The sequence below is a fragment of the Pectobacterium sp. F1-1 genome, assembly GCF_025643735.1.
GTDB lineage: Bacteria > Pseudomonadota > Gammaproteobacteria > Enterobacterales > Enterobacteriaceae > Pectobacterium > Pectobacterium colocasium.
Genome location: NZ_CP104733.1, coordinates 252,686 through 272,101, shown reverse-complemented (window position 1 = coordinate 272,101; position 19,416 = coordinate 252,686). Strand labels below are relative to the sequence as shown.

At 51.4% G+C, this 19,416-nt stretch carries 13 protein-coding genes, 1 tRNA gene and 3 rRNA genes; 9 read left to right on the top strand and 8 right to left on the bottom strand.

From position 1 onward, the window contains the following. Positions 1-125: 125 nt before the first annotated feature. From NAL19_RS01225 to NAL19_RS01210, 4 genes are all read right to left on the bottom strand, one after another. Positions 126-530 (bottom strand): ASCH domain-containing protein, encoded by a 405-nt coding sequence (locus tag NAL19_RS01225; protein ID WP_263059644.1) that lies wholly within the window; start codon positions 528-530, stop codon positions 126-128. A 68-nt stretch (positions 531-598) separates the two neighbouring features. Then, positions 599-1,744 (bottom strand): endonuclease/exonuclease/phosphatase family protein, encoded by a 1,146-nt coding sequence (locus NAL19_RS01220; RefSeq protein WP_263058532.1) that lies wholly within the window; start codon positions 1,742-1,744, stop codon positions 599-601. Positions 1,745-2,005: 261 nt separating this feature from the next. Continuing rightward, complete coding sequence (locus NAL19_RS01215; RefSeq protein WP_263058531.1) at positions 2,006-3,196, bottom strand: aldo/keto reductase; 1,191 nt, start codon at positions 3,194-3,196, stop codon at positions 2,006-2,008. A 73-nt stretch (positions 3,197-3,269) separates the two neighbouring features. Next, positions 3,270-3,782, bottom strand: a complete 513-nt coding sequence (locus tag NAL19_RS01210; RefSeq protein ID WP_263058530.1) for a nuclear transport factor 2 family protein — start codon at positions 3,780-3,782, stop codon at positions 3,270-3,272. A 141-nt stretch (positions 3,783-3,923) separates the two neighbouring features. Here NAL19_RS01210 and NAL19_RS01205 point away from each other — a divergent pair, with 141 nt between their 5' ends. The 7 genes from NAL19_RS01205 to NAL19_RS01175 all read left to right on the top strand — a co-directional run bounded on the left by NAL19_RS01205 (position 3,924) and on the right by NAL19_RS01175 (position 10,488). Then, on the top strand, positions 3,924-4,322 hold the full coding sequence (locus NAL19_RS01205; protein WP_263058529.1) for a winged helix-turn-helix transcriptional regulator: 399 nt from the start codon (positions 3,924-3,926) through the stop codon (positions 4,320-4,322). A 156-nt stretch (positions 4,323-4,478) separates the two neighbouring features. Further along, on the top strand, positions 4,479-5,246 hold the full coding sequence (locus tag NAL19_RS01200) for an amino acid ABC transporter substrate-binding protein (RefSeq protein ID WP_225086540.1): 768 nt from the start codon (positions 4,479-4,481) through the stop codon (positions 5,244-5,246). 42 nt (positions 5,247-5,288) lie between these two features. Next, positions 5,289-5,954, top strand: a complete 666-nt coding sequence (locus NAL19_RS01195) for an amino acid ABC transporter permease (protein WP_180743621.1) — start codon at positions 5,289-5,291, stop codon at positions 5,952-5,954. A gap of 390 nt (positions 5,955-6,344) precedes the next feature. Then, positions 6,345-7,370, top strand: coding sequence for an amino acid ABC transporter substrate-binding protein (locus NAL19_RS01190; RefSeq protein WP_005975324.1), 1,026 nt, complete (start codon positions 6,345-6,347; stop codon positions 7,368-7,370). A 65-nt stretch (positions 7,371-7,435) separates the two neighbouring features. Further along, the gene (locus tag NAL19_RS01185; protein WP_263058528.1) at positions 7,436-8,614 is read left to right on the top strand and encodes an amino acid ABC transporter permease; all 1,179 of its coding nucleotides are present in this window, start codon (positions 7,436-7,438) and stop codon (positions 8,612-8,614) included. Between the two features lie 9 nt (positions 8,615-8,623). Then, positions 8,624-9,718: an amino acid ABC transporter permease gene (locus tag NAL19_RS01180; protein ID WP_263058527.1), complete on the top strand. Its 1,095-nt coding sequence runs from the start codon at positions 8,624-8,626 to the stop codon at positions 9,716-9,718. An 8-nt stretch (positions 9,719-9,726) separates the two neighbouring features. Continuing rightward, positions 9,727-10,488 carry an amino acid ABC transporter ATP-binding protein gene (locus NAL19_RS01175; protein ID WP_284144941.1) on the top strand — a complete coding sequence of 254 codons (762 nt, stop codon included), beginning with the start codon at positions 9,727-9,729 and terminating at the stop codon, positions 10,486-10,488. Positions 10,489-10,772: 284 nt separating this feature from the next. On the opposite strand, the gene rrf is transcribed toward NAL19_RS01175, so the two are convergent. The 4 genes from rrf to NAL19_RS01155 form a co-directional block, all read right to left on the bottom strand. Next, positions 10,773-10,888 (bottom strand): 5S ribosomal RNA (gene rrf, locus NAL19_RS01170). 135 nt (positions 10,889-11,023) lie between these two features. Then, positions 11,024-13,929 (bottom strand): 23S ribosomal RNA (locus NAL19_RS01165). Between the two features lie 260 nt (positions 13,930-14,189). Beyond that, positions 14,190-14,265: transfer RNA gene (locus tag NAL19_RS01160), tRNA-Glu, on the bottom strand. Positions 14,266-14,351: 86 nt separating this feature from the next. Next, a 16S ribosomal RNA gene (locus tag NAL19_RS01155) occupies positions 14,352-15,893 on the bottom strand. The 16S, 23S and 5S rRNA genes sit together here with 1 tRNA gene alongside, the layout of an rRNA operon. Before the next feature lie 604 nt (positions 15,894-16,497). Between NAL19_RS01155 and purH the strand changes: the two genes are divergently transcribed. Both purH and purD read left to right on the top strand, forming a co-directional pair. Next, positions 16,498-18,087: a bifunctional phosphoribosylaminoimidazolecarboxamide formyltransferase/IMP cyclohydrolase gene (purH, locus tag NAL19_RS01150; protein WP_263058526.1), complete on the top strand. Its 1,590-nt coding sequence runs from the start codon at positions 16,498-16,500 to the stop codon at positions 18,085-18,087. 18 nt (positions 18,088-18,105) lie between these two features. Next, positions 18,106-19,392 carry a phosphoribosylamine--glycine ligase gene (purD, locus tag NAL19_RS01145; RefSeq protein ID WP_263058525.1) on the top strand — a complete coding sequence of 429 codons (1,287 nt, stop codon included), beginning with the start codon at positions 18,106-18,108 and terminating at the stop codon, positions 19,390-19,392. Positions 19,393-19,416: the final 24 nt, after the last annotated feature.

Here is a 19,416-nt window from a genome sequence, read left to right as displayed (position 1 = left end):
ACCGTCACAGATAATTTAGACATTTTTCGCCACTTGCGGGCATCAGGTTCTCACACACCCCAACAGTTTAATTCAGCCGCCCCGACGACAAAACACCGTCGGGTTTCGCAGCAGCTCATCCAGAATCACAACACCTCAACCAGCTCAAACTCTTCAAACACCAGCAGCATATCCGGGGCGAACGTGCCTTCTCGTTCGAAAAACGTCTGATGGCCTTCGCGCCAGAAAGCCAGGCTTTTGTCGCCTTCACCCTCTTTTGCTGCCATTTCCGCCGTCACATCACAGTAGCGCACCAGCGTTAACGAGCGTGTCCGAATTACGCAGGAAGGCTGCCCAGCACCGTCCAGAACGATGTTGTAATCGCCTACCTGCGGCGTTTCTTCATTTTTGAACATGTGATACGAGCTACAGGTTGCCGTTTTATGCCCTTCCCGCACCAGTTGTAAAAGCTCATCCGCCAGCTCGGGGCTGTCGCCAAACGACCAGCGCAGCGCACCTGGGTATTTATCTAGTCCTTGTTTATGACTCATCATCGTCCTCAGTTTATACGGCTATGACTGCTCTATTTTCTCACGCCATCATAGCCGTAAAGCGGCGATCAGGTAATGTCCACGTCCACCCAGAGCGCGGCATGGTCGGACGCCGCGGTGTCCCATGATGTTACTTCGGGTAACGGCGTAACGGGTTCCGCGCCCTCTTTGGCGGTAATCTTGTCGATATTATAAATACCCCGACGTTCGACGCCCCACTCCACCACCGCCTGATGCAGCGGCGCAGACAGGAAAATATAGTCCAGTTGATTTAACCGCGCGCCTTTCTTTCCGCCAGCGAAATAGTAGGTGTAGCGCTCTTTTTCCGGGCGTGCAGGATCGATAACCGGGTGTAAATCTGACAGAGAAAACAGCGGAGCCAAACTGTGCCAGGGGTTTGAAGAATCCTCGTTCAAATCACCGAGAATGACCACGTAATCCTTCTTGAGATCGTAAGTCTGTTGGACAATCTCCGCGACACGTTCGGATTGGTCACGGCGCTTGTCTGCCCCACGCTGTCGCTCTGCTTCCGTTTGACCATTCTGGCTTTTGAAATGGTTACAGAGAACATAAATCGGCTGCTTGAGACCAACATCCAGCGTGACTTCAAGGCAGTCACGGCTAAAGACAGGGTCAAATTGTTTTCCGGCATCAAAAATATGCGTGCGAAGCTGGGCAATCCGGTAACGCGTCAGGCAGGCAACATCAATGCCGCGTGGATCATTCGGGCTGTCGATCATCACGAACTGGTTAAACTTCTTTTTCCCCAGCACCTGGCTGTTGAAATCACGTAAGACGTCCATATTTTCAACTTCAACGGCGCACAGGATATCGGCGTTAAGTAGAGTAATAACCTTGCCCGTATTCTTACGCTGCTGACTGCTGAACTCTTGTGCCTTAAACACGATTTCGCCGATCCAATCCCCACGGCCACGGCAGCTTTTGTTGATCCTGAATCCGGTGCCAGCCTCCTCCTTTTTCCATCGTCCCAACGTGCCCGCATCGGTGCGAATATCAATATAAGGGCGCAGTGCGATAGAAAGGCGGAATACCTTATCCTTCAGAGCATCATCGTATTGGGGCTGTTCGAGAAGTTGCTGGAGCTGCCTGACCTGTTCCAATAAGGCATCAATCTGCCGGGAGTCGGGGAGGTTGAGGATGGCGGTACGATGGAACAGGTTCTCAACGTTATAACTGGCGATACGGATCTTCATTTGTTGTCTCCTTAACGGATAACGACAGAAGCAATAGTCCTCTTTAAGCGTAGCTTCCCATTGTGACGGCCGAAACACGTAAAAGGTTTTATCTTTAACCGTTACACCAGTAAAAACGTGAAAATACGTGATGATAAAAACCATCATATAGAACGGTGATAATAGGTAATTGCCTTGGTGAAGGCGCGTTGCTCGACGACCCTATTATCACCGTTTGTATTCAACAAACCCAATGCAACGATCTGATGCTCCTCCTCACAATCAGGTAGGTATCGGCGCATCGGCAGTGATTAACTTCTGTTCCCTGAGCTCATCCCAAAAGCCCTTGGGAATGCTCACCTTCATTGACTGGATATTGGCCTCGACCTGCCCAGACGCGCGAGCACCGGGAATAATGGCCGATACGATAGGCGGCGCAGCAGCGAATTGCAGCGCCGCAGTACGAATATCAATACCGTGTCGATCGGCGACAGCGGCTAAACGCGCTCGCTTCTCAACAACGCCGGGAGGGAGATCGTTGCTGAAGTGGTAACGATTTCTCCCTCCGAGAAAACCATCGTTAAGCGGTGTCCCCACTGTCACCGTAATACCTTTTTTCGCCAAAGCCGGAAACGTTTTCGTCAAGGTTTCCTCATGGTCGATGATGCTGTACTGGCAAGCCAGCAGCACAATATCCGGCGTGGGGCCGTTCTCTAACGCCGCCGCCATCACCGCGGCATCAGGGCGATTAATACCGAAGCCCCAGGCTTTGATAAGCCCTTCCGCACGCATTTTTTCCAACTCAGTCATCGCGCCATTACGCGCAATCTCAAATGATGTCGTCCACGGTGCTGGCAATTCCGTATTCTCCGGACCGAGATCGTGGATGTAGACGATATCAATACTGGACAACCCTAGCCGTTGCAGACTGTCCTCAACCGAACGCCGCGCGCCTGCGGCGGTATAATCATATTCATAAGAAAAGTTGAGTTTGTCCGCCCAGAGCGAAGCAGGCAACGGCGTTCTGCTAGGATGAAAGATTCGTCCCACTTTTGTAGAAACGATGTACTGGTCACGTGGCTTGTCACGCAGGAACCTCCCGAGCCGATGTTCGGACAGGCCGTGACCATAGAACGGTGAGGTATCATAGTAGCGAACCCCGCCGTCCCACGCGGCTTGTAGAGTAGACTGCGCCTGATCGTCACTGATCGGTGCGAAGATATTGCCAATCTGTGTTCCCCCCATGCCGAAGCGGAAGGGTGTCCGATAACGAATGTCCCCGGTGGCGGGCGCATTGAGCGGCAATGACGTCCCCGTCACCCGGCCACGCGTCGGCAGCACCGTTCCCTGCACCGTCTGGGGTTGAAAAACTGACATCGCCCCCTTCGCTTTCTCCGTTTGAGCAAACGCGCGCCCTGTTGCCACAAGGGCAGCGCTTCCAGCAGCCAGCTTCAGAAAATTTCTGCGTTCCATACTGAGTACCTCTTCGCCTATATCCATTGATTACGCTATGTTCACTACAGAAAAACGGTGCAAAAATCGTCTGCTAACGTAAATCGGGCGCTTCCCCCAGTAACGCCGGATCCCAGTGCTCTACGGCCTTACCGTCTTTAATGCGCCACGTGTCATACCATGTTGTGGTGTAGGCTCCCCCTGCGACGTTCGGGTCACGAACGGTGCGCGGGTAAAGCACCGTAACCAGATCGCCTTCAGCCATCACCGCAATCACTTTCATATTGAGCCGTTCAGGGAGCGGCTGAGGCTTCACCTTGAGCACCTTGGTAAAGTAATCCACAACGGCAGCACGACCGCTCTGGGCGTTCGGATTATGTTGTAAATACTCAGCAGAAAGGAGTTCATCCGCTTTATCCCAATGCCCCGCGTCAAGCAATTCACGGAGGATGCGGTAAACCACCTGTTTGTTCGCGTTTAGTGTGGGATCGGGGCTGGTAAACAGCGCATCAGGGTTACTGGGAACGGACGCCGGCGTTTGTGCGTATACGGCGCCGATCGTGAGGCTTAATCCCAGCGTTGCCGTCAGAAACAGCGTCTTTATCATAAGAATCACCTTGCTATTGAGTGGTCGGGAATCGTGTACGGTGGTATCAGGAAATAACATTTGAGATAATTACGATGTCGTTAACTTTTTTACAAGTACGCACCAAAAAGTTAGTGCATATGATTGAATCAGGAGAGAAACATGACGCCAGAATCCTCACAACGTTTTATCTGTGCTGATGTGATGGCAGAAGCGTGCCCATCACGAACTATTCTGCGCGACGTTACAAGCCGCTGGGGAGTATTGGTTCTGTTGGCACTGCGAGAGCGCACCTATCGATTTAGCGAATTACGGCGCACCGTCGGCGGTGTCAGCGAAAAGATGCTGGCGCAAACGTTGCAAACACTGGAGCATGACGGCTTTGTTTTACGCGTGTCACATCCTGTTATCCCGCCACATGTTGATTACTCATTGACGCCAATGGGCAGAGAAGTCAGCAACCTTGTCGAGGGGTTGGCTATCTGGATAGAGGGCAACCTCCCCTCAATCCTGGATGCTCAAAACACTTCACGTGAGACAGATAGTCTATTCACGCAGTAACGCGAGCGATATCGCGAAAATGACATAAAGCCACTATATTCACTTCTGATATAAATCATCACACAACGTGATTTATAAACAGATGTGTTGTCGCGTAGATTCGTTATTAACAAAAGTTATAAGCGCATCACTGCATACCACTCACAGGAATTCATAATGAAAAAAATACGTTTTGCTTTACTGACCAGCGCCCTGCTTGCTACCAGCGTATTCGCTCATGCCGATGACCTTAGCGCCATCAAGTCCGCAGGGGTTATCAAGATCGGCACAGAAGGCACCTACGCGCCTTATACCTATCATGATAAATCAGGCCAGTTGGTTGGTTTCGATGTGGATATTGGCCGCGCGGTGGCAGAAAAGCTCGGCGTGAAAGCTCAGTTCATTGAAGGACGTTGGGACGGCTTAATCGCCGGTATTGATGCCAAGCGCTACGATGCGGTCATCAATCAGGTTGGTGTGACCAAAGAGCGCCAAGCCAAGTATGATTTCTCCAAGCCGTATATCGACTCCAAAGCGGTGCTAGTTGTCCGTGGCGATAACACCACCATTAAAGATTTCAGCGATTTGAAAGGCAAAAAATCAGCACAAAGCCTGACCAGCAATTACTCTAAACAAGCCACCAGCTACGGCGCGGACATTGTGCCGACGGACGGCTTTAATCAGTCGCTGGATCTGGTTCTCAGCGGCCGTGCGGACGCCACGTTGAACGACAATCTGTCATTCCTGGATTTCAAAAAGCAGAAGCCAGATGCCAACGTGAAGATTGCAGCGACCTCAAAAGACGGCGAACCTTCCGCGATTCTGGTGCGTAAGAATCAGGCACCACTGGTGGAAGCATTGAATAAAGCTTTGGATGAAATCAAAGCCGACGGCACCTATAAAACCATATCTGTGCGATACTTCGGGGAGGATGTTTCTCAATAATCGCTCTGTAATTAGAGCATATCTTTATCGGAGCTCGTTTTCATGCCGCCTTGGCTACAACTCATGGCAGACTCCTTTTGGAGTCTGCTGTCTGCGGGACTTAAATTTACTGTCCCTCTGGCGATTCTGTCTTTCATCTTTGGCTTAGCCCTCGGCATTCTCATCGCGCTGGTTCGCCTTTATGGCCCGAAGCCGCTGAAATGGCTGGGTGATTTCTACGTTTGGGTTATTCGTGGCACACCGTTACTGGTGCAGCTTTTCCTGATTTTTTATGGGCTGCCCAGCGCGGGGATTACTCTCGATGCCTTCCCCGCTGCGCTCATTGGTTTCACCATCAGCGTGGGTGCCTACAGCTCGGAGATCGTCCGTGGAGCCATTTTGTCTGTCCCGAAAGGCCAATGGAATGCCGCCTATTCTCTCGGCATGAATGGCAGGCAAGCGATTCGCTGGGTCATCTTTCCGCAATCCGTTTTCGTGTCGCTACCGCCGCTTTCCAATACGTTTATCTCCTTAATCAAGGATACGTCGCTGGCTGCCGTGATCACCGTACCGGAGATGTTTTTATCCGCTCAGCGCATCGTTTCCGTTACCTATGAGCCTCTGATTCTGTATATCGAAGCGGCGTTGATTTACTTGATGTTCAGCACCGTACTGAGCCAGCTACAGGTGAAACTCGAAAAGTATTATCAGCGCCATATCGCACACTAATGCCGACATCAGCCTATGCACTCCGCTGGGCTGATGCTCCCTCACAGTCACTCCGCTTTTAAAGCTGCTCGAACGACGACTCCCCATACCAGAAAAATGCGTATATTGGCTGACGTAGCCTCGCACCCTCTATTTCGGCGCACCAAAAGAGGGCACACCGCCCTCTTTGCATTTGTCACGGTGCGAACATACCCATTTAGAATTACCTATTTAGATCAATAAGCCTTTCATTTCGTCTTCATTATCAAGCAAATAGAAAATTGGCATTTTATTTGCTTCGCTCTGCTCACGTCGGCATCCCGACAGGCAGGTATGGTGCACCTTATTGTGTACGTCAAAAACAATTGTGTACTTCAAAAACAGCAAATAACTCTAGACGCTAGGATGATTATGAAAAGAATAGTGATTTCTACTCTGGTTGCTGGCGCGTCACTCTTTGCCGCAATCAATCAAGCCCATGCTGGTGCAACACTGGACGCCATTCAGAAGAAAGGATTTGTGCAATGCGGTATCAGCGATGGCTTACCCGGTTTTTCCTATGCCGATGCAAGCGGTAAATACTCCGGTATTGATGTTGACGTGTGTCGCGGCCTTGCCGCAGCCGTATTCGGCGATGCCAATAAAGTTAAATATACGCCGCTAACGGCGAAGGAACGCTTTACCGCGCTACAATCCGGTGAAGTTGACGTGCTGTCACGTAACACCACGTGGACATCTTCCCGCGACGGCGGCATGGGTATGCTCTTTACCGGTGTCACTTACTACGACGGTATTGGCTTCCTGACGCACAACAAAGCAGGCTTAACCAGTGCAAAAGAGCTGGATGGCGCAACCGTTTGTATTCAGGCCGGTACCGATACTGAGCTGAACGTCGCAGATTACTTCAAGACCCATAAAATGCAGTACACCCCTGTCACGTTCGACCGCTCTGATGAAAGCGCCAAAGCGCTGGAATCCGGCCGCTGCGATACGCTGGCATCCGACCAGTCACAGTTGTACGCGCTGCGCATCAAGCTGAGCAAACCTGCTGAGTTTATCGTTCTGCCAGAAGTGATTTCTAAAGAGCCGCTGGGCCCGGTGGTACGCCGTGGTGATGAAGAGTGGTTCTCTATCGTGCGCTGGACATTATTCGCCATGCTGAACGCCGAAGAGATGGGTGTGACCTCGAAAAACGTCGATCAGTTGGCAGCAAAACCGACTACGCCAGATATGTCTCACCTGCTGGGTCACGAAGGCAGCTATGGTAAAGATCTCAAATTACCAAACGATTGGGCATTTAAAATCATCAAACAAGTCGGTAACTACGGCGAAATCTTTGAACGTAATGTCGGTATGGGCAGTGAGTTGAAAATTAAGCGCGGCCTGAACGAACTGTGGAACAAAGGCGGGATCCAGTACGCGCCAGCGGTACGTTAATTATCAGAAAAAACCGGGCGCAGCGTATGGCTGCGCCCTTCAGTACCCCGCATCGAGGTTCCAGCATGCTACAACGCCCAACCGTAAAAGGTGATTTATCACTGACTAACCCAGCGGTGCGCGCCTGGCTGTATCAAATTGTCGTTGTGATCGCGGTATTGGCTGTCGCAGCCTACCTGTTGCACAACACCGTAACCAATCTGGCACAGAGGGGCATCACCTCTGGCTTTGATTTTCTGAATAAAAGCGCCGGTTTTGGCATCGTCCAGCACCTGATTGACTATCAACAAGGCGACACCTACGCCCGCGTTTTTCTTGTTGGGTTATTCAACACACTGCTGGTTTCAGCATTGTGTATCGTGTTTGCATCGATTCTCGGCTTTACCGTTGGCCTTGCCCGACTATCCGATAACTGGTTACTGCGAAAAATATCCAACGTTTACATCGAGATATTTCGTAATATTCCACCGCTATTGCAGATCTTCTTTTGGTACTTTGCGGTACTACGAAATTTGCCGGGGCCACGCCAGTCGATCAGCGCCTTTGATATCGCGTTCCTCAGCAATCGGGGCTTTTATCTACCCTCTCCTGAATTGGGGCCAGGCGCGGCGGCATTTTTCCTTTCTCTGCTGATCGCAGCAGTTGTGGCATGGATCGTCTTTCGGCGTAACCGGCGCTACCACGCGTTAACCGGCCAGCCACGCAGAACCTGGCCGCTGGCGTTAGGCCTGTTGCTTGTGCTGTGCGCACTCAGTCATTTGATTTTCGGCTCCGCTTTTCACTGGGATATGCCGGAATTGAAAGGCTTCAATTTCCGTGGTGGTATGGTGTTGATCCCTGAACTGGCGGCATTAACCGTCGCGCTTTCAGTCTACACCTCATCGTTTATCGCCGAGATCATTCGTTCAGGTATCCAATCGGTTTCCCACGGTCAACATGAGGCGGCACGTTCTCTCGGGTTGCCAAATCCCGTTACGCTACGCAAAGTGATCCTCCCACAGGCGCTGCGCGTCATCATTCCGCCACTCACCAGCCAGTATCTGAATATTGTGAAGAACTCTTCGCTGGCTGCCGCCATTGGCTATCCCGATATGGTGTCGCTGTTCGCAGGAACGGTTCTCAATCAGACCGGCCAGGCCATTGAGACCATCGCCATTACCATGTCGGTCTACCTCATTATCAGCCTGCTGATTTCGCTGCTGATGAATCTGTATAACCGAAAGATCGCATTAGTCGAACGCTAAGAGGACGTCATGACGATGAACCATTATACGCAAGGCCGTCAGTCCTCTCTTTTCAGAGCGATGTTATGGGCTCGACGTAATCTCTTCTCCAGTATCAGCAATAGCCTGCTAACGCTGTTTTGCCTCTGGCTATTGTGGGTTGCCATACCGCCGCTGCTCAACTGGGCGATCTTTCAGGCGAATTGGATTGGCACCACCCGCAATGACTGTACGCGTGATGGCGCTTGCTGGGTCTTCATTCATGAAAGATTTGGTCATTTCATGTATGGCCTGTATCCGGCAGCGGAAGTCTGGCGTATCAACTTTGCACTCGCTATCGGGTTGCTGAGTATCCTGCCGATGTTTCTGAAAAGCATTCCCTATCGCGGGCGCTACATTGCGGTCTGGGCGGTGGTGTATCCGCTCATTGCATGGTGGTTGCTTTACGGCGGTTTTGGCGGACTTAGCCGAGTGGAAACCTATCAGTGGGGCGGGTTAACGTTAACGCTGATCATCGCCGCCGTGGGTATCGCGGGTGCGTTACCACTTGGCATCTTACTCGCATTAGGCCGCCGTTCCACACTGCCGATTGTGCGTATGCTTTCCGTTGTCTTCATCGAATTCTGGCGCGGCGTACCGCTTATCACCGTGCTTTTTATGTCCTCCGTGATGCTGCCGCTGTTTTTAACGGAGGGCACGACTATCGACAAACTGCTAAGGGCGCTAGTCGGCGTGATTTTATTCCAGTCCGCCTATGTCGCCGAGGTCGTTCGCGGTGGCTTGCAGGCGCTACCTAAAGGACAGTATGAAGCCGCTGAATCTCTGGGCTTAGGCTATTGGCGTATGCAGGGTCTGGTCATTCTCCCGCAAGCGCTGAAAATGGTTATCCCAGGTCTGGTGAATACCATTATTTCTCTCTTTAAAGACACGAGTCTGGTGATCATCATCGGCCTTTTCGATCTCTTCAGCAGCATCCAACAGGCCACGGTCGATCCCACCTGGCTAGGTATGTCGACAGAAGGCTATGTCTTCGCCGCCATGGTCTATTGGATTTTCTGTTTCAGCATGTCGCGTTATAGCCAGCATCTTGAAAATCGTTTTAACACCGGACACAAGTCACACTGAGGCCATCCATGAATCAGACTGCATTCACTCAATCAACCGATCACATGATTACCTTAGAAAATGTGAATAAATGGTACGGGCAATTTCATGTACTTAAAGATATCAATTTGCAGGTCAGACAAGGGGAACGTATCGTACTGTGTGGCCCATCTGGCTCGGGGAAATCAACCACCATACGCTGCATTAATCATCTCGAAGAGCATCAACAAGGGCGAATTGTCGTTGATGGGATCGAATTGAATCATGATTTGCGTAATATCGAAAAAATTCGTACTGAAGTCGGCATGGTTTTCCAACACTTCAATTTGTTCCCACACTTAACCGTATTACAGAACTGCACGCTGGCGCCATGCTGGGTGCGCCACATGCCAAAAAAAGAAGCGGAAGAGCTGGCAATGCACTATCTGGAACGCGTGCGTATCGCCGCCCATGCCCATAAATTTCCGGGACAGTTATCTGGAGGTCAGCAGCAGCGTGTGGCCATCGCCCGTTCACTGTGCATGAAACCTAAGATTATGTTGTTTGATGAACCGACATCCGCGTTGGATCCTGAAATGGTAAAAGAGGTACTCGATACCATGCTTGGACTGGCTCAGGACGGGATGACGATGCTCTGCGTAACGCACGAGATGGGTTTCGCAAGAACGGTCGCTGACCGGGTGATCTTTATGGATCAGGGGGAGATCGTGGAACAAGCGCCACCAGATATCTTCTTCTCCAGCCCTCGCTCAGAACGCACGCAGTCATTTCTCTCGCAGATTCTGCACTAATACCGAAACACTCTGCCTGCGTGTCTGCGCAGGCCTTTCCTAATAGCACCAGTAAACAGCTCTCGCTATAACTTCATGAGTACGGGCGACACAGGTAGGCAGCTTTCACGCTAAGCCATTGAATAGTCGCTGGTAACAAATAGACTTCTCCATCCTCAACAGCCGTCCATTCACCGTATTTGTAATACGAACTGCTGGCAGGCACCGGATACGGATAAACAGCCTTTCCTAACGCAGACAGCAAAAAGCCCCTGTCTTTCGACAGGAGCCTTCCACTATTTGATGCCTGGCAGTTCCCTACTCTCACATGGGGAAGCCCCACACTACCATCGGCGCTACGGCGTTTCACTTCTGAGTTCGGCATGGGGTCAGGTGGGACCACCGCGCTATCGCCGCCAGGCAAATTCTGTTTCATTCTAACCGTTGTAACCAAGTCGCTTTCGCTTTTCTCTGCACAACCATCAGAACCAATCTTCGAACAAGCTGAGTATTGTTTTTTATGAGTCATCATCACTCAAAACACCTTCGGTGTTGTAAGGTTAAGCCTCTCGGGTCATTAGTACTGGTCAGCTCAACGTATCGCTACGCTTACACACCCAGCCTATCTACGTCGTCGTCTTCAACGGCCCTTCAGGGACATCAAGTGTCCAGGGAAGACTCATCTCGAGGCAAGTTTCCCGCTTAGATGCTTTCAGCGGTTATCTCTTCCGCACTTAGCTACCGGGCAATGCAATTGGCATCACAACCCGTACACCAGTGGTGCGTTCACTCCGGTCCTCTCGTACTAGGAGCAACCCCTCTCAATCTTCCAGCGCCCACGGCAGATAGGGACCGAACTGTCTCACGACGTTCTAAACCCAGCTCGCGTACCACTTTAAATGGCGAACAGCCATACCCTTGGGACCTACTTCAGCCCCAGGATGTGATGAGCCGACATCGAGGTGCCAAACACCGCCGTCGATATGAACTCTTGGGCGGTATCAGCCTGTTATCCCCGGAGTACCTTTTATCCGTTGAGCGATGGCCCTTCCATTCAGAACCACCGGATCACTAAGACCTGCTTTCGCACCTGCTCGAGCTGTCACTCTCGCAGTCAAGCTAGCTTATGCCTTTGCACTAACCTCCTGATGTCCGACCAGGATTAGCTAACCTTCGTGCTCCTCCGTTACGCTTTGGGAGGAGACCGCCCCAGTCAAACTACCCACCAGACACTGTCCGCAACCCGGTTTACGGGCCCACGTTAGAACATCAAACATTAAAGGGTGGTATTTCAAGGTCGGCTCCATGCAGACTGGCGTCCACACTTCAAAGCCTCCCACCTATCCTACACATCAAGGCTCAAGGTTCAGTGTCAAGCTATAGTAAAGGTTCACGGGGTCTTTCCGTCTTGCCGCGGGTACACTGCATCTTCACAGCGAGTTCAATTTCACTGAGTCTCGGGTGGAGACAGCCTGGCCATCATTACGCCATTCGTGCAGGTCGGAACTTACCCGACAAGGAATTTCGCTACCTTAGGACCGTTATAGTTACGGCCGCCGTTTACCGGGGCTTCGATCAAGAGCTTCTCCTTACGGATAACCCCATCAATTAACCTTCCGGCACCGGGCAGGCGTCACACCGTATACGTCCACTTTCGTGTTTGCACAGTGCTGTGTTTTATTAAACAGTTGCAGCCAGCTGGTATCTTCGACTGGTCTCAGCTCCATCCGCGAGGGACTTCACCTTACACCAGCGTGCCTTCTCCCGAAGTTACGGCACCATTTTGCCTAGTTCCTTCACCCGAGTTCTCTCAAGCGCCTGAGTATTCTCTACCTGACCACCTGTGTCGGTTTGGGGTACGATTCGGTGTTACCTGGAGCTTAGAGGCTTTTCCTGGAAGCGTAGCATCAGTTACTTCATCACCGTAGTGACTCGTCATCACGCCTCAGTGTTAACGATGACCCGGATTTACCAAAGTCACCCACCTTCACGCTTAAACCGGGACAACCGTCGCCCGGATAACCTAGCTTTCTCCGTCCCCCCTTCGCAGTAACACCCAGTACAGGAATATTAACCTGTTTCCCATCGACTACGCTTTTCAGCCTCGCCTTAGGGGTCGACTCACCCTGCCCCGATTAACGTTGGACAGGAACCCTTGGTCTTCCGGCGTGCGGGTTTTTCACCCGCATTATCGTTACTTATGTCAGCATTCGCACTTCTGATACCTCCAGCAACCCTCACAGGCCACCTTCGCAGGCTTACAGAACGCTCCCCTACCCAACAACACCTGAGTGTCGCTGCCGCAGCTTCGGTGCATGGTTTAGCCCCGTTACATCTTCCGCGCAGGCCGACTCGACCAGTGAGCTATTACGCTTTCTTTAAATGATGGCTGCTTCTAAGCCAACATCCTGGCTGTCTGTGCCTTCCCACATCGTTTCCCACTTAACCATGACTTTGGGACCTTAGCTGGCGGTCTGGGTTGTTTCCCTCTTCACGACGAACGTTAGCACCCGCCGTGTGTCTCCCGTGATAACATTCTTCGGTATTCGCAGTTTGCATCGGGTTGGTAAGTCGGGATGACCCCCTAGCCGAAACAGTGCTCTACCCCCGAAGATGAATTCACGAGGCGCTACCTAAATAGCTTTCGGGGAGAACCAGCTATCTCCCGGTTTGATTGGCCTTTCACCCCCAGCCACAAGTCATCCGCTAATTTTTCAACATTAGTCGGTTCGGTCCTCCAGTTAGTGTTACCCAACCTTCAACCTGCCCATGGCTAGATCACCGGGTTTCGGGTCTATACCCTGCAACTTAACGCCCAGTTAAGACTCGGTTTCCCTGCGGCTCCCCTAAACGGTTAACCTTGCTACAGAATATAAGTCGCTGACCCATTATACAAAAGGTACGCAGTCACCTAACAAGTAGGCTCCCACTGCTTGTACGTACACGGTTTCAGGTTCTGTTTCACTCCCCTCGCCGGGGTTCTTTTCGCCTTTCCCTCACGGTACTGGTTCACTATCGGTCAGTCAGGAGTATTTAGCCTTGGAGGATGGTCCCCCCATATTCAGACAGGATGTCACGTGTCCCGCCCTACTCATCGAACTCACAATCTGTGCATTTTTGTGTACGGGACTATCACCCTTTACTGTGCGACTTTCCAGACGCTTCCACTAACACACAAACTGATTCAGGTTCTGGGCTCTTCCCCGTTCGCTCGCCGCTACTGGGGGAATCTCGGTTGATTTCTTTTCCTCGGGGTACTGAGATGTTTCAGTTCCCCCGGTTCGCCTCATTAACCTATGGATTCAGTTAATGATAGTGTGTCGAAACACACTGGGTTTCCCCATTCGGGTATCGTCGGGTATAACGCTTCATATCAGCTTACCGACGCTTATCGCAGATTAGCACGCCCTTCATCGCCTCTGACTGCCTAGGCATCCACCGTGTACGCTTAGTCGCTTAACCTCACAACCCGAAGGTGTCTTTGATAAATCAAAGTCATTATCGTGCTGTGATTATTTGAGAGACTCATTGACAGACAGAATCATCACAACTCACCCGAAGGCAGTCATGCATATTCAGCTGTCATGTTTCAATTTTCAGCTTGTTCCAGATTGTTAAAGAGCAATATCTTAAACCCTGACTATTGCTAATCAGTTTTAAGATATGAGGTAAGCAGATTACTTACTGAAGACCCCCGCTTTCACCGGAATGGTCGGATGCGCTGGCGTCCCCTAGGGGATTCGAACCCCTGTTACCGCCGTGAAAGGGCGGTGTCCTAGGCCTCTAGACGAAGGGGACACGACACCGTACTTTGTTGACGCTTTTGCTCGTTATTTTCATCAGACAATCTGTGTGAGCACTTCACTCAACGCACATCTTCTTGGTAAGGAGGTGATCCAACCGCAGGTTCCCCTACGGTTACCTTGTTACGACTTCACCCCAGTCATGAATCACAAAGTGGTAAGCGCCCTCCCGAAGGTTAAGCTACCTACTTCTTTTGCAACCCACTCCCATGGTGTGACGGGCGGTGTGTACAAGGCCCGGGAACGTATTCACCGTAGCATTCTGATCTACGATTACTAGCGATTCCGACTTCATGGAGTCGAGTTGCAGACTCCAATCCGGACTACGACGTACTTTATGAGGTCCGCTTGCTCTCGCGAGGTCGCTTCTCTTTGTATACGCCATTGTAGCACGTGTGTAGCCCTACTCGTAAGGGCCATGATGACTTGACGTCATCCCCACCTTCCTCCAGTTTATCACTGGCAGTCTCCTTTGAGTTCCCGGCCTAACCGCTGGCAACAAAGGATAAGGGTTGCGCTCGTTGCGGGACTTAACCCAACATTTCACAACACGAGCTGACGACAGCCATGCAGCACCTGTCTCAGAGTTCCCGAAGGCACCAAAGCATCTCTGCTAAGTTCTCTGGATGTCAAGAGTAGGTAAGGTTCTTCGCGTTGCATCGAATTAAACCACATGCTCCACCGCTTGTGCGGGCCCCCGTCAATTCATTTGAGTTTTAACCTTGCGGCCGTACTCCCCAGGCGGTCGATTTAACGCGTTAGCTCCGGAAGCCACGCCTCAAGGGCACAACCTCCAAATCGACATCGTTTACAGCGTGGACTACCAGGGTATCTAATCCTGTTTGCTCCCCACGCTTTCGCACCTGAGCGTCAGTCTTTGTCCAGGGGGCCGCCTTCGCCACCGGTATTCCTCCAGATCTCTACGCATTTCACCGCTACACCTGGAATTCTACCCCCCTCTACAAGACTCTAGCTTGCCAGTTTCAAATGCAGTTCCCAAGTTAAGCTCGGGGATTTCACATCTGACTTAACAAACCGCCTGCGTGCGCTTTACGCCCAGTCATTCCGATTAACGCTTGCACCCTCCGTATTACCGCGGCTGCTGGCACGGAGTTAGCCGGTGCTTCTTCTGCGGGTAACGTCAATCGGTGAGAGTATTAATCTCACCGCCTTCCTCCCCGCTGAAAGTGCTTTACAACCCGAAGGCCTTCTTCACACACGCGGCATGGCTGCATCAGGCTTGCGCCCATTGTGCAATATTCCCCACTGCTGCCTCCCGTAGGAGTCTGGACCGTGTCTCAGTTCCAGTGTGGCTGGTCATCCTCTCAGACCAGCTAGGGATCGTCGCCTAGGTGAGCCATTACCTCACCTACCAGCTAATCCCATCTGGGCACATCTGATGGCGCGAGGCCCGAAAGTCCCCCGCTTTGGTCCGAAGACGTTATGCGGTATTAGCTACCGTTTCCAGTAGTTATCCCCCTCCATCAGGCAGTTTCCCAGACATTACTCACCCGTCCGCCGCTCGTCACCCAAGGAGCAAGCTCCTCTGTGCTACCGCCCGACTTGCATGTGTTAGGCCTGCCGCCAGCGTTCAATCTGAGCCATGATCAAACTCTTCAATTTAAGATTTGTTTGATTTGCTGAACTCGTCAGCGATGCTCAAAGAATTAAAACTGTTTATTCGTAATGAATTTACTGTTGTTCACTCTTCAAGACTTTTTATATCGTCAAGATACGGTCTTGTGAGTGCCCACACAGATTGTCTGATTAAATTGTTAAAGAGCAGTGCCACAATCTCTCGTGGCGCGGGTCGCATATACTATGCTAATCCGCTTTAAAGTCAAGTCATTGCTGACTGCTTTATGAAATCTTTTTTCTGTCATCACAACTGCGTTTGCGCTGTTGCCGTGTCAGTGGAGGCGCATTATAGGGACTTCTCGGCAGGCCGCAATAGCTATTTTAAAGAAAAATGTTTGTTTGCTGCATTCCACAGCAAAACCCCGCTTTATACCTATTTTTGCACAAACTTATCCACAGAAAGCATTCTATTCAAAAATTGACGAGCATCACGCAAACGTTTTCGCTACAATTCACCTCGTTCAAAATCGTCGTGTTTTTGCGAACGCTAACTGAATATTTCTCTTTATTCCGCAATTATTGCTCTGACAAAGACGATATTCACATACCGTTCTTTACTGACTACCCAAATCCAGGGGATAACATCATCATGCAACAACGCCGTCCAATTCGCCGCGCTCTGCTCAGCGTTTCTGACAAAGCAGGTATTGTCGAATTTGCTCAAGCTCTGTCCCACCGTGGCGTCGAGCTTCTTTCAACTGGTGGAACCGCCCGTTTGCTGGCTGATGCTGGCTTGCCGGTGACTGAAGTCTCTGACTACACTGGCTTCCCGGAAATGATGGATGGGCGTGTAAAGACTCTGCACCCGAAAGTACACGGCGGTATTTTGGGACGTCGCGATCAAGATGATGCGATCATGACGCAGCATGACATTAAGCCGATCGATATCGTGGTTGTGAATTTGTATCCGTTTGCCCAGACCGTGGCGCGTGAGAACTGCACATTAGAAGACGCTGTCGAGAATATCGATATCGGCGGCCCGACGATGGTTCGCTCCGCCGCCAAGAACCATAAAGATGTGGCTATCGTGGTCAAGAGCAGCGACTACAGCGCCATTATTAATGAAATCGACACCAACGAAGGTTCGCTGACCTACGAAACCCGTTTCGATTTAGCCATTAAAGCTTTTGAACATACAGCCGCGTACGACAGCATGATTGCCAATTATTTTGGCGCACTGGTTCCGCCTTACCACGGTGAAACCGATAAACCATCAGGTAACTTCCCGCGCACGTTAAACCTGAACTACATCAAAAAGCAGGACATGCGCTATGGCGAGAACAGCCATCAGCAAGCTGCCTTCTATATAGAAGAGAATATTAGTGAGGCTTCTGTCGCGACGGCTATACAGTTACAAGGAAAGGCACTGTCTTATAACAACATCGCCGATACCGATGCGGCGCTGGAATGTGTGAAAGAATTTTCCGAACCGGCCTGCGTTATCGTTAAACATGCAAACCCATGTGGTGTAGCAATTGGCGGCTCAATTCTTGATGCCTACGAACGCGCCTATAAAACCGACCCAACATCGGCATTCGGCGGCATAATCGCTTTCAACCGTGAGCTAGATGAAGAAACGGCGCAGGCTATTATCAGCCGTCAGTTTGTCGAAGTCATTATTGCGCCATCTGCCAGCGAGGCCGCATTGAAGGTGACCGCTGCCAAACAAAACGTACGCGTCCTGACCTGTGGCAATTGGCAGCAACGCGTTGCTGGCCTGGATTTCAAACGCGTCAACGGCGGTTTGCTGGTACAGGATCGCGATCTGGGCATGGTCGATGCCTCTCAACTGCGTGTCGTGACTGAACGCCAGCCGAGCGAGCAGGAATTGCGCGACGCCCTCTTCTGCTGGAAAGTGGCTAAATTCGTTAAATCCAATGCGATTGTGTATGCACGCGACAATATGACCATCGGAATAGGTGCCGGTCAGATGAGCCGCGTTTATTCAGCAAAAATCGCCGGAATCAAAGCAGGTGATGAAGGGCTGGAGGTAAAAGGTTCCTCGATGGCATCTGATGCGTTCTTCCCATTCCGTGATGGTATTGATGCTGCTGCAGCTGTTGGTATTACCTGTGTGATCCAACCGGGCGGCTCCATTCGCGATGATGAGGTCATTGCCGCCGCCAACGAACACGGCATTGCGATGATCTTTACCGACATGCGCCATTTCCGCCATTAATTCTGGAGCTTGACCGAAATGAACATTTTAGTAATTGGTAATGGCGGACGCGAGCACGCGCTGGCCTGGAAAGCCGCACAGTCACCGCTGGCAAAACGCGTTTATGTCGCTCCGGGAAATGCCGGCACCGCGCTTGAGCCAGCGCTGACCAATGTCGATATCGCCGCAACCGACATTCCAGCGTTAGTCACTTTTGCGCAGGAAAACCACATCGATTTAACCATCGTTGGCCCAGAAACACCGTTAGTTCTCGGTGTTGTCGATGCATTTCAGAACGCGGGTCTAAAAATCTTTGGCCCAACGCAGGGCGCAGCACAGTTAGAAGGCTCCAAAGCCTTCACTAAAGATTTTCTGGCACGCCACAACATCCCGACAGCGGAATACCAAAACTTCACCGAAGTTGAACCTGCACTGGCCTATGTGCGTAGCAAAGGTGCGCCTATCGTCATCAAGGCGGATGGATTAGCCGCTGGCAAGGGTGTGATTGTCGCCATGACGTTGCAGGAAGCAGAAAACGCCATTCAGGATATGCTGGCGGGCAATGCCTTCGGTGATGCCGGGCACCGTATCGTGGTGGAAGAATTCCTTGATGGCGAAGAAGCCAGTTTCATCGTGATGGTGGATGGCAAGAATGTGCTGCCAATGGCAACCAGTCAGGATCATAAACGTGTTGGGGATAAAGATACAGGCCCGAATACTGGCGGTATGGGTGCTTATTCTCCAGCCCCGGTCGTGACTGATGAAATCCACCAGCGAGTGATGGATCAGGTAATTTGGCCAACCGTCAACGGCATGGCCGCAGAGGGAAATACCTACGTCGGTTTCCTGTATGCGGGCCTGATGATTTCTGCCGATGGTCAGCCAAAAGTGATCGAGTTCAACTGTCGTTTTGGCGATCCAGAAACACAGCCAATTATGTTGCGCTTACGCTCTGATCTGGTGGAACTGTGTCTGGCAGCCTGTGACGGCTCGCTGGATCAGAAAGATTCCATCTGGGATGAACGTCCGTCTCTGGGTGTGGTATTGGCCGCAGGCGGCTACCCGGCTGACTACAACACGGGCGATGTGATTTCCGGCTTACCGCAGCAAGATGCCGAAGATGGCAAGGTCTTCCATGCTGGTACCAAGCTGAACGGTATTGATGTCGTCACCAACGGCGGCCGCGTACTGTGCGTCACCGCACTGGGCAATACCGTCGCTGAAGCGCAGCAGCGCGCTTACGAAATCGCAGCAGGTATTCAATGGCAGGGTGTATTTTGTCGAAAAGACATCGGTTACCGCGCCATTGAGCGCGAGCAAGCCTGATAGGCGATCTGATAACGATTGTCT

Excerpts from the sequence above, each read along its gene's own strand:
- NAL19_RS01225 (WP_263059644.1), bottom strand. The coding sequence starts at position 530 with ATGAGTCATAAACAAGGACTAGATAAATACCCAGGTGCGCTGCGCTGG.
- NAL19_RS01220 (WP_263058532.1), bottom strand. The coding sequence starts at position 1,744 with ATGAAGATCCGTATCGCCAGTTATAACGTTGAGAACCTGTTCCATCGT.
- NAL19_RS01215 (WP_263058531.1), bottom strand. The coding sequence starts at position 3,196 with ATGGAACGCAGAAATTTTCTGAAGCTGGCTGCTGGAAGCGCTGCCCTT.
- NAL19_RS01210 (WP_263058530.1), bottom strand. The coding sequence starts at position 3,782 with ATGATAAAGACGCTGTTTCTGACGGCAACGCTGGGATTAAGCCTCACG.
- NAL19_RS01205 (WP_263058529.1), top strand. The coding sequence starts at position 3,924 with ATGACGCCAGAATCCTCACAACGTTTTATCTGTGCTGATGTGATGGCA.
- NAL19_RS01200 (WP_225086540.1), top strand. The coding sequence starts at position 4,479 with ATGAAAAAAATACGTTTTGCTTTACTGACCAGCGCCCTGCTTGCTACC.
- NAL19_RS01195 (WP_180743621.1), top strand. The coding sequence starts at position 5,289 with ATGCCGCCTTGGCTACAACTCATGGCAGACTCCTTTTGGAGTCTGCTG.
- NAL19_RS01190 (WP_005975324.1), top strand. The coding sequence starts at position 6,345 with ATGAAAAGAATAGTGATTTCTACTCTGGTTGCTGGCGCGTCACTCTTT.
- NAL19_RS01185 (WP_263058528.1), top strand. The coding sequence starts at position 7,436 with ATGCTACAACGCCCAACCGTAAAAGGTGATTTATCACTGACTAACCCA.
- NAL19_RS01180 (WP_263058527.1), top strand. The coding sequence starts at position 8,624 with ATGACGATGAACCATTATACGCAAGGCCGTCAGTCCTCTCTTTTCAGA.
- NAL19_RS01175 (WP_284144941.1), top strand. The coding sequence starts at position 9,727 with ATGAATCAGACTGCATTCACTCAATCAACCGATCACATGATTACCTTA.
- purH (WP_263058526.1), top strand. The coding sequence starts at position 16,498 with ATGCAACAACGCCGTCCAATTCGCCGCGCTCTGCTCAGCGTTTCTGAC.
- purD (WP_263058525.1), top strand. The coding sequence starts at position 18,106 with ATGAACATTTTAGTAATTGGTAATGGCGGACGCGAGCACGCGCTGGCC.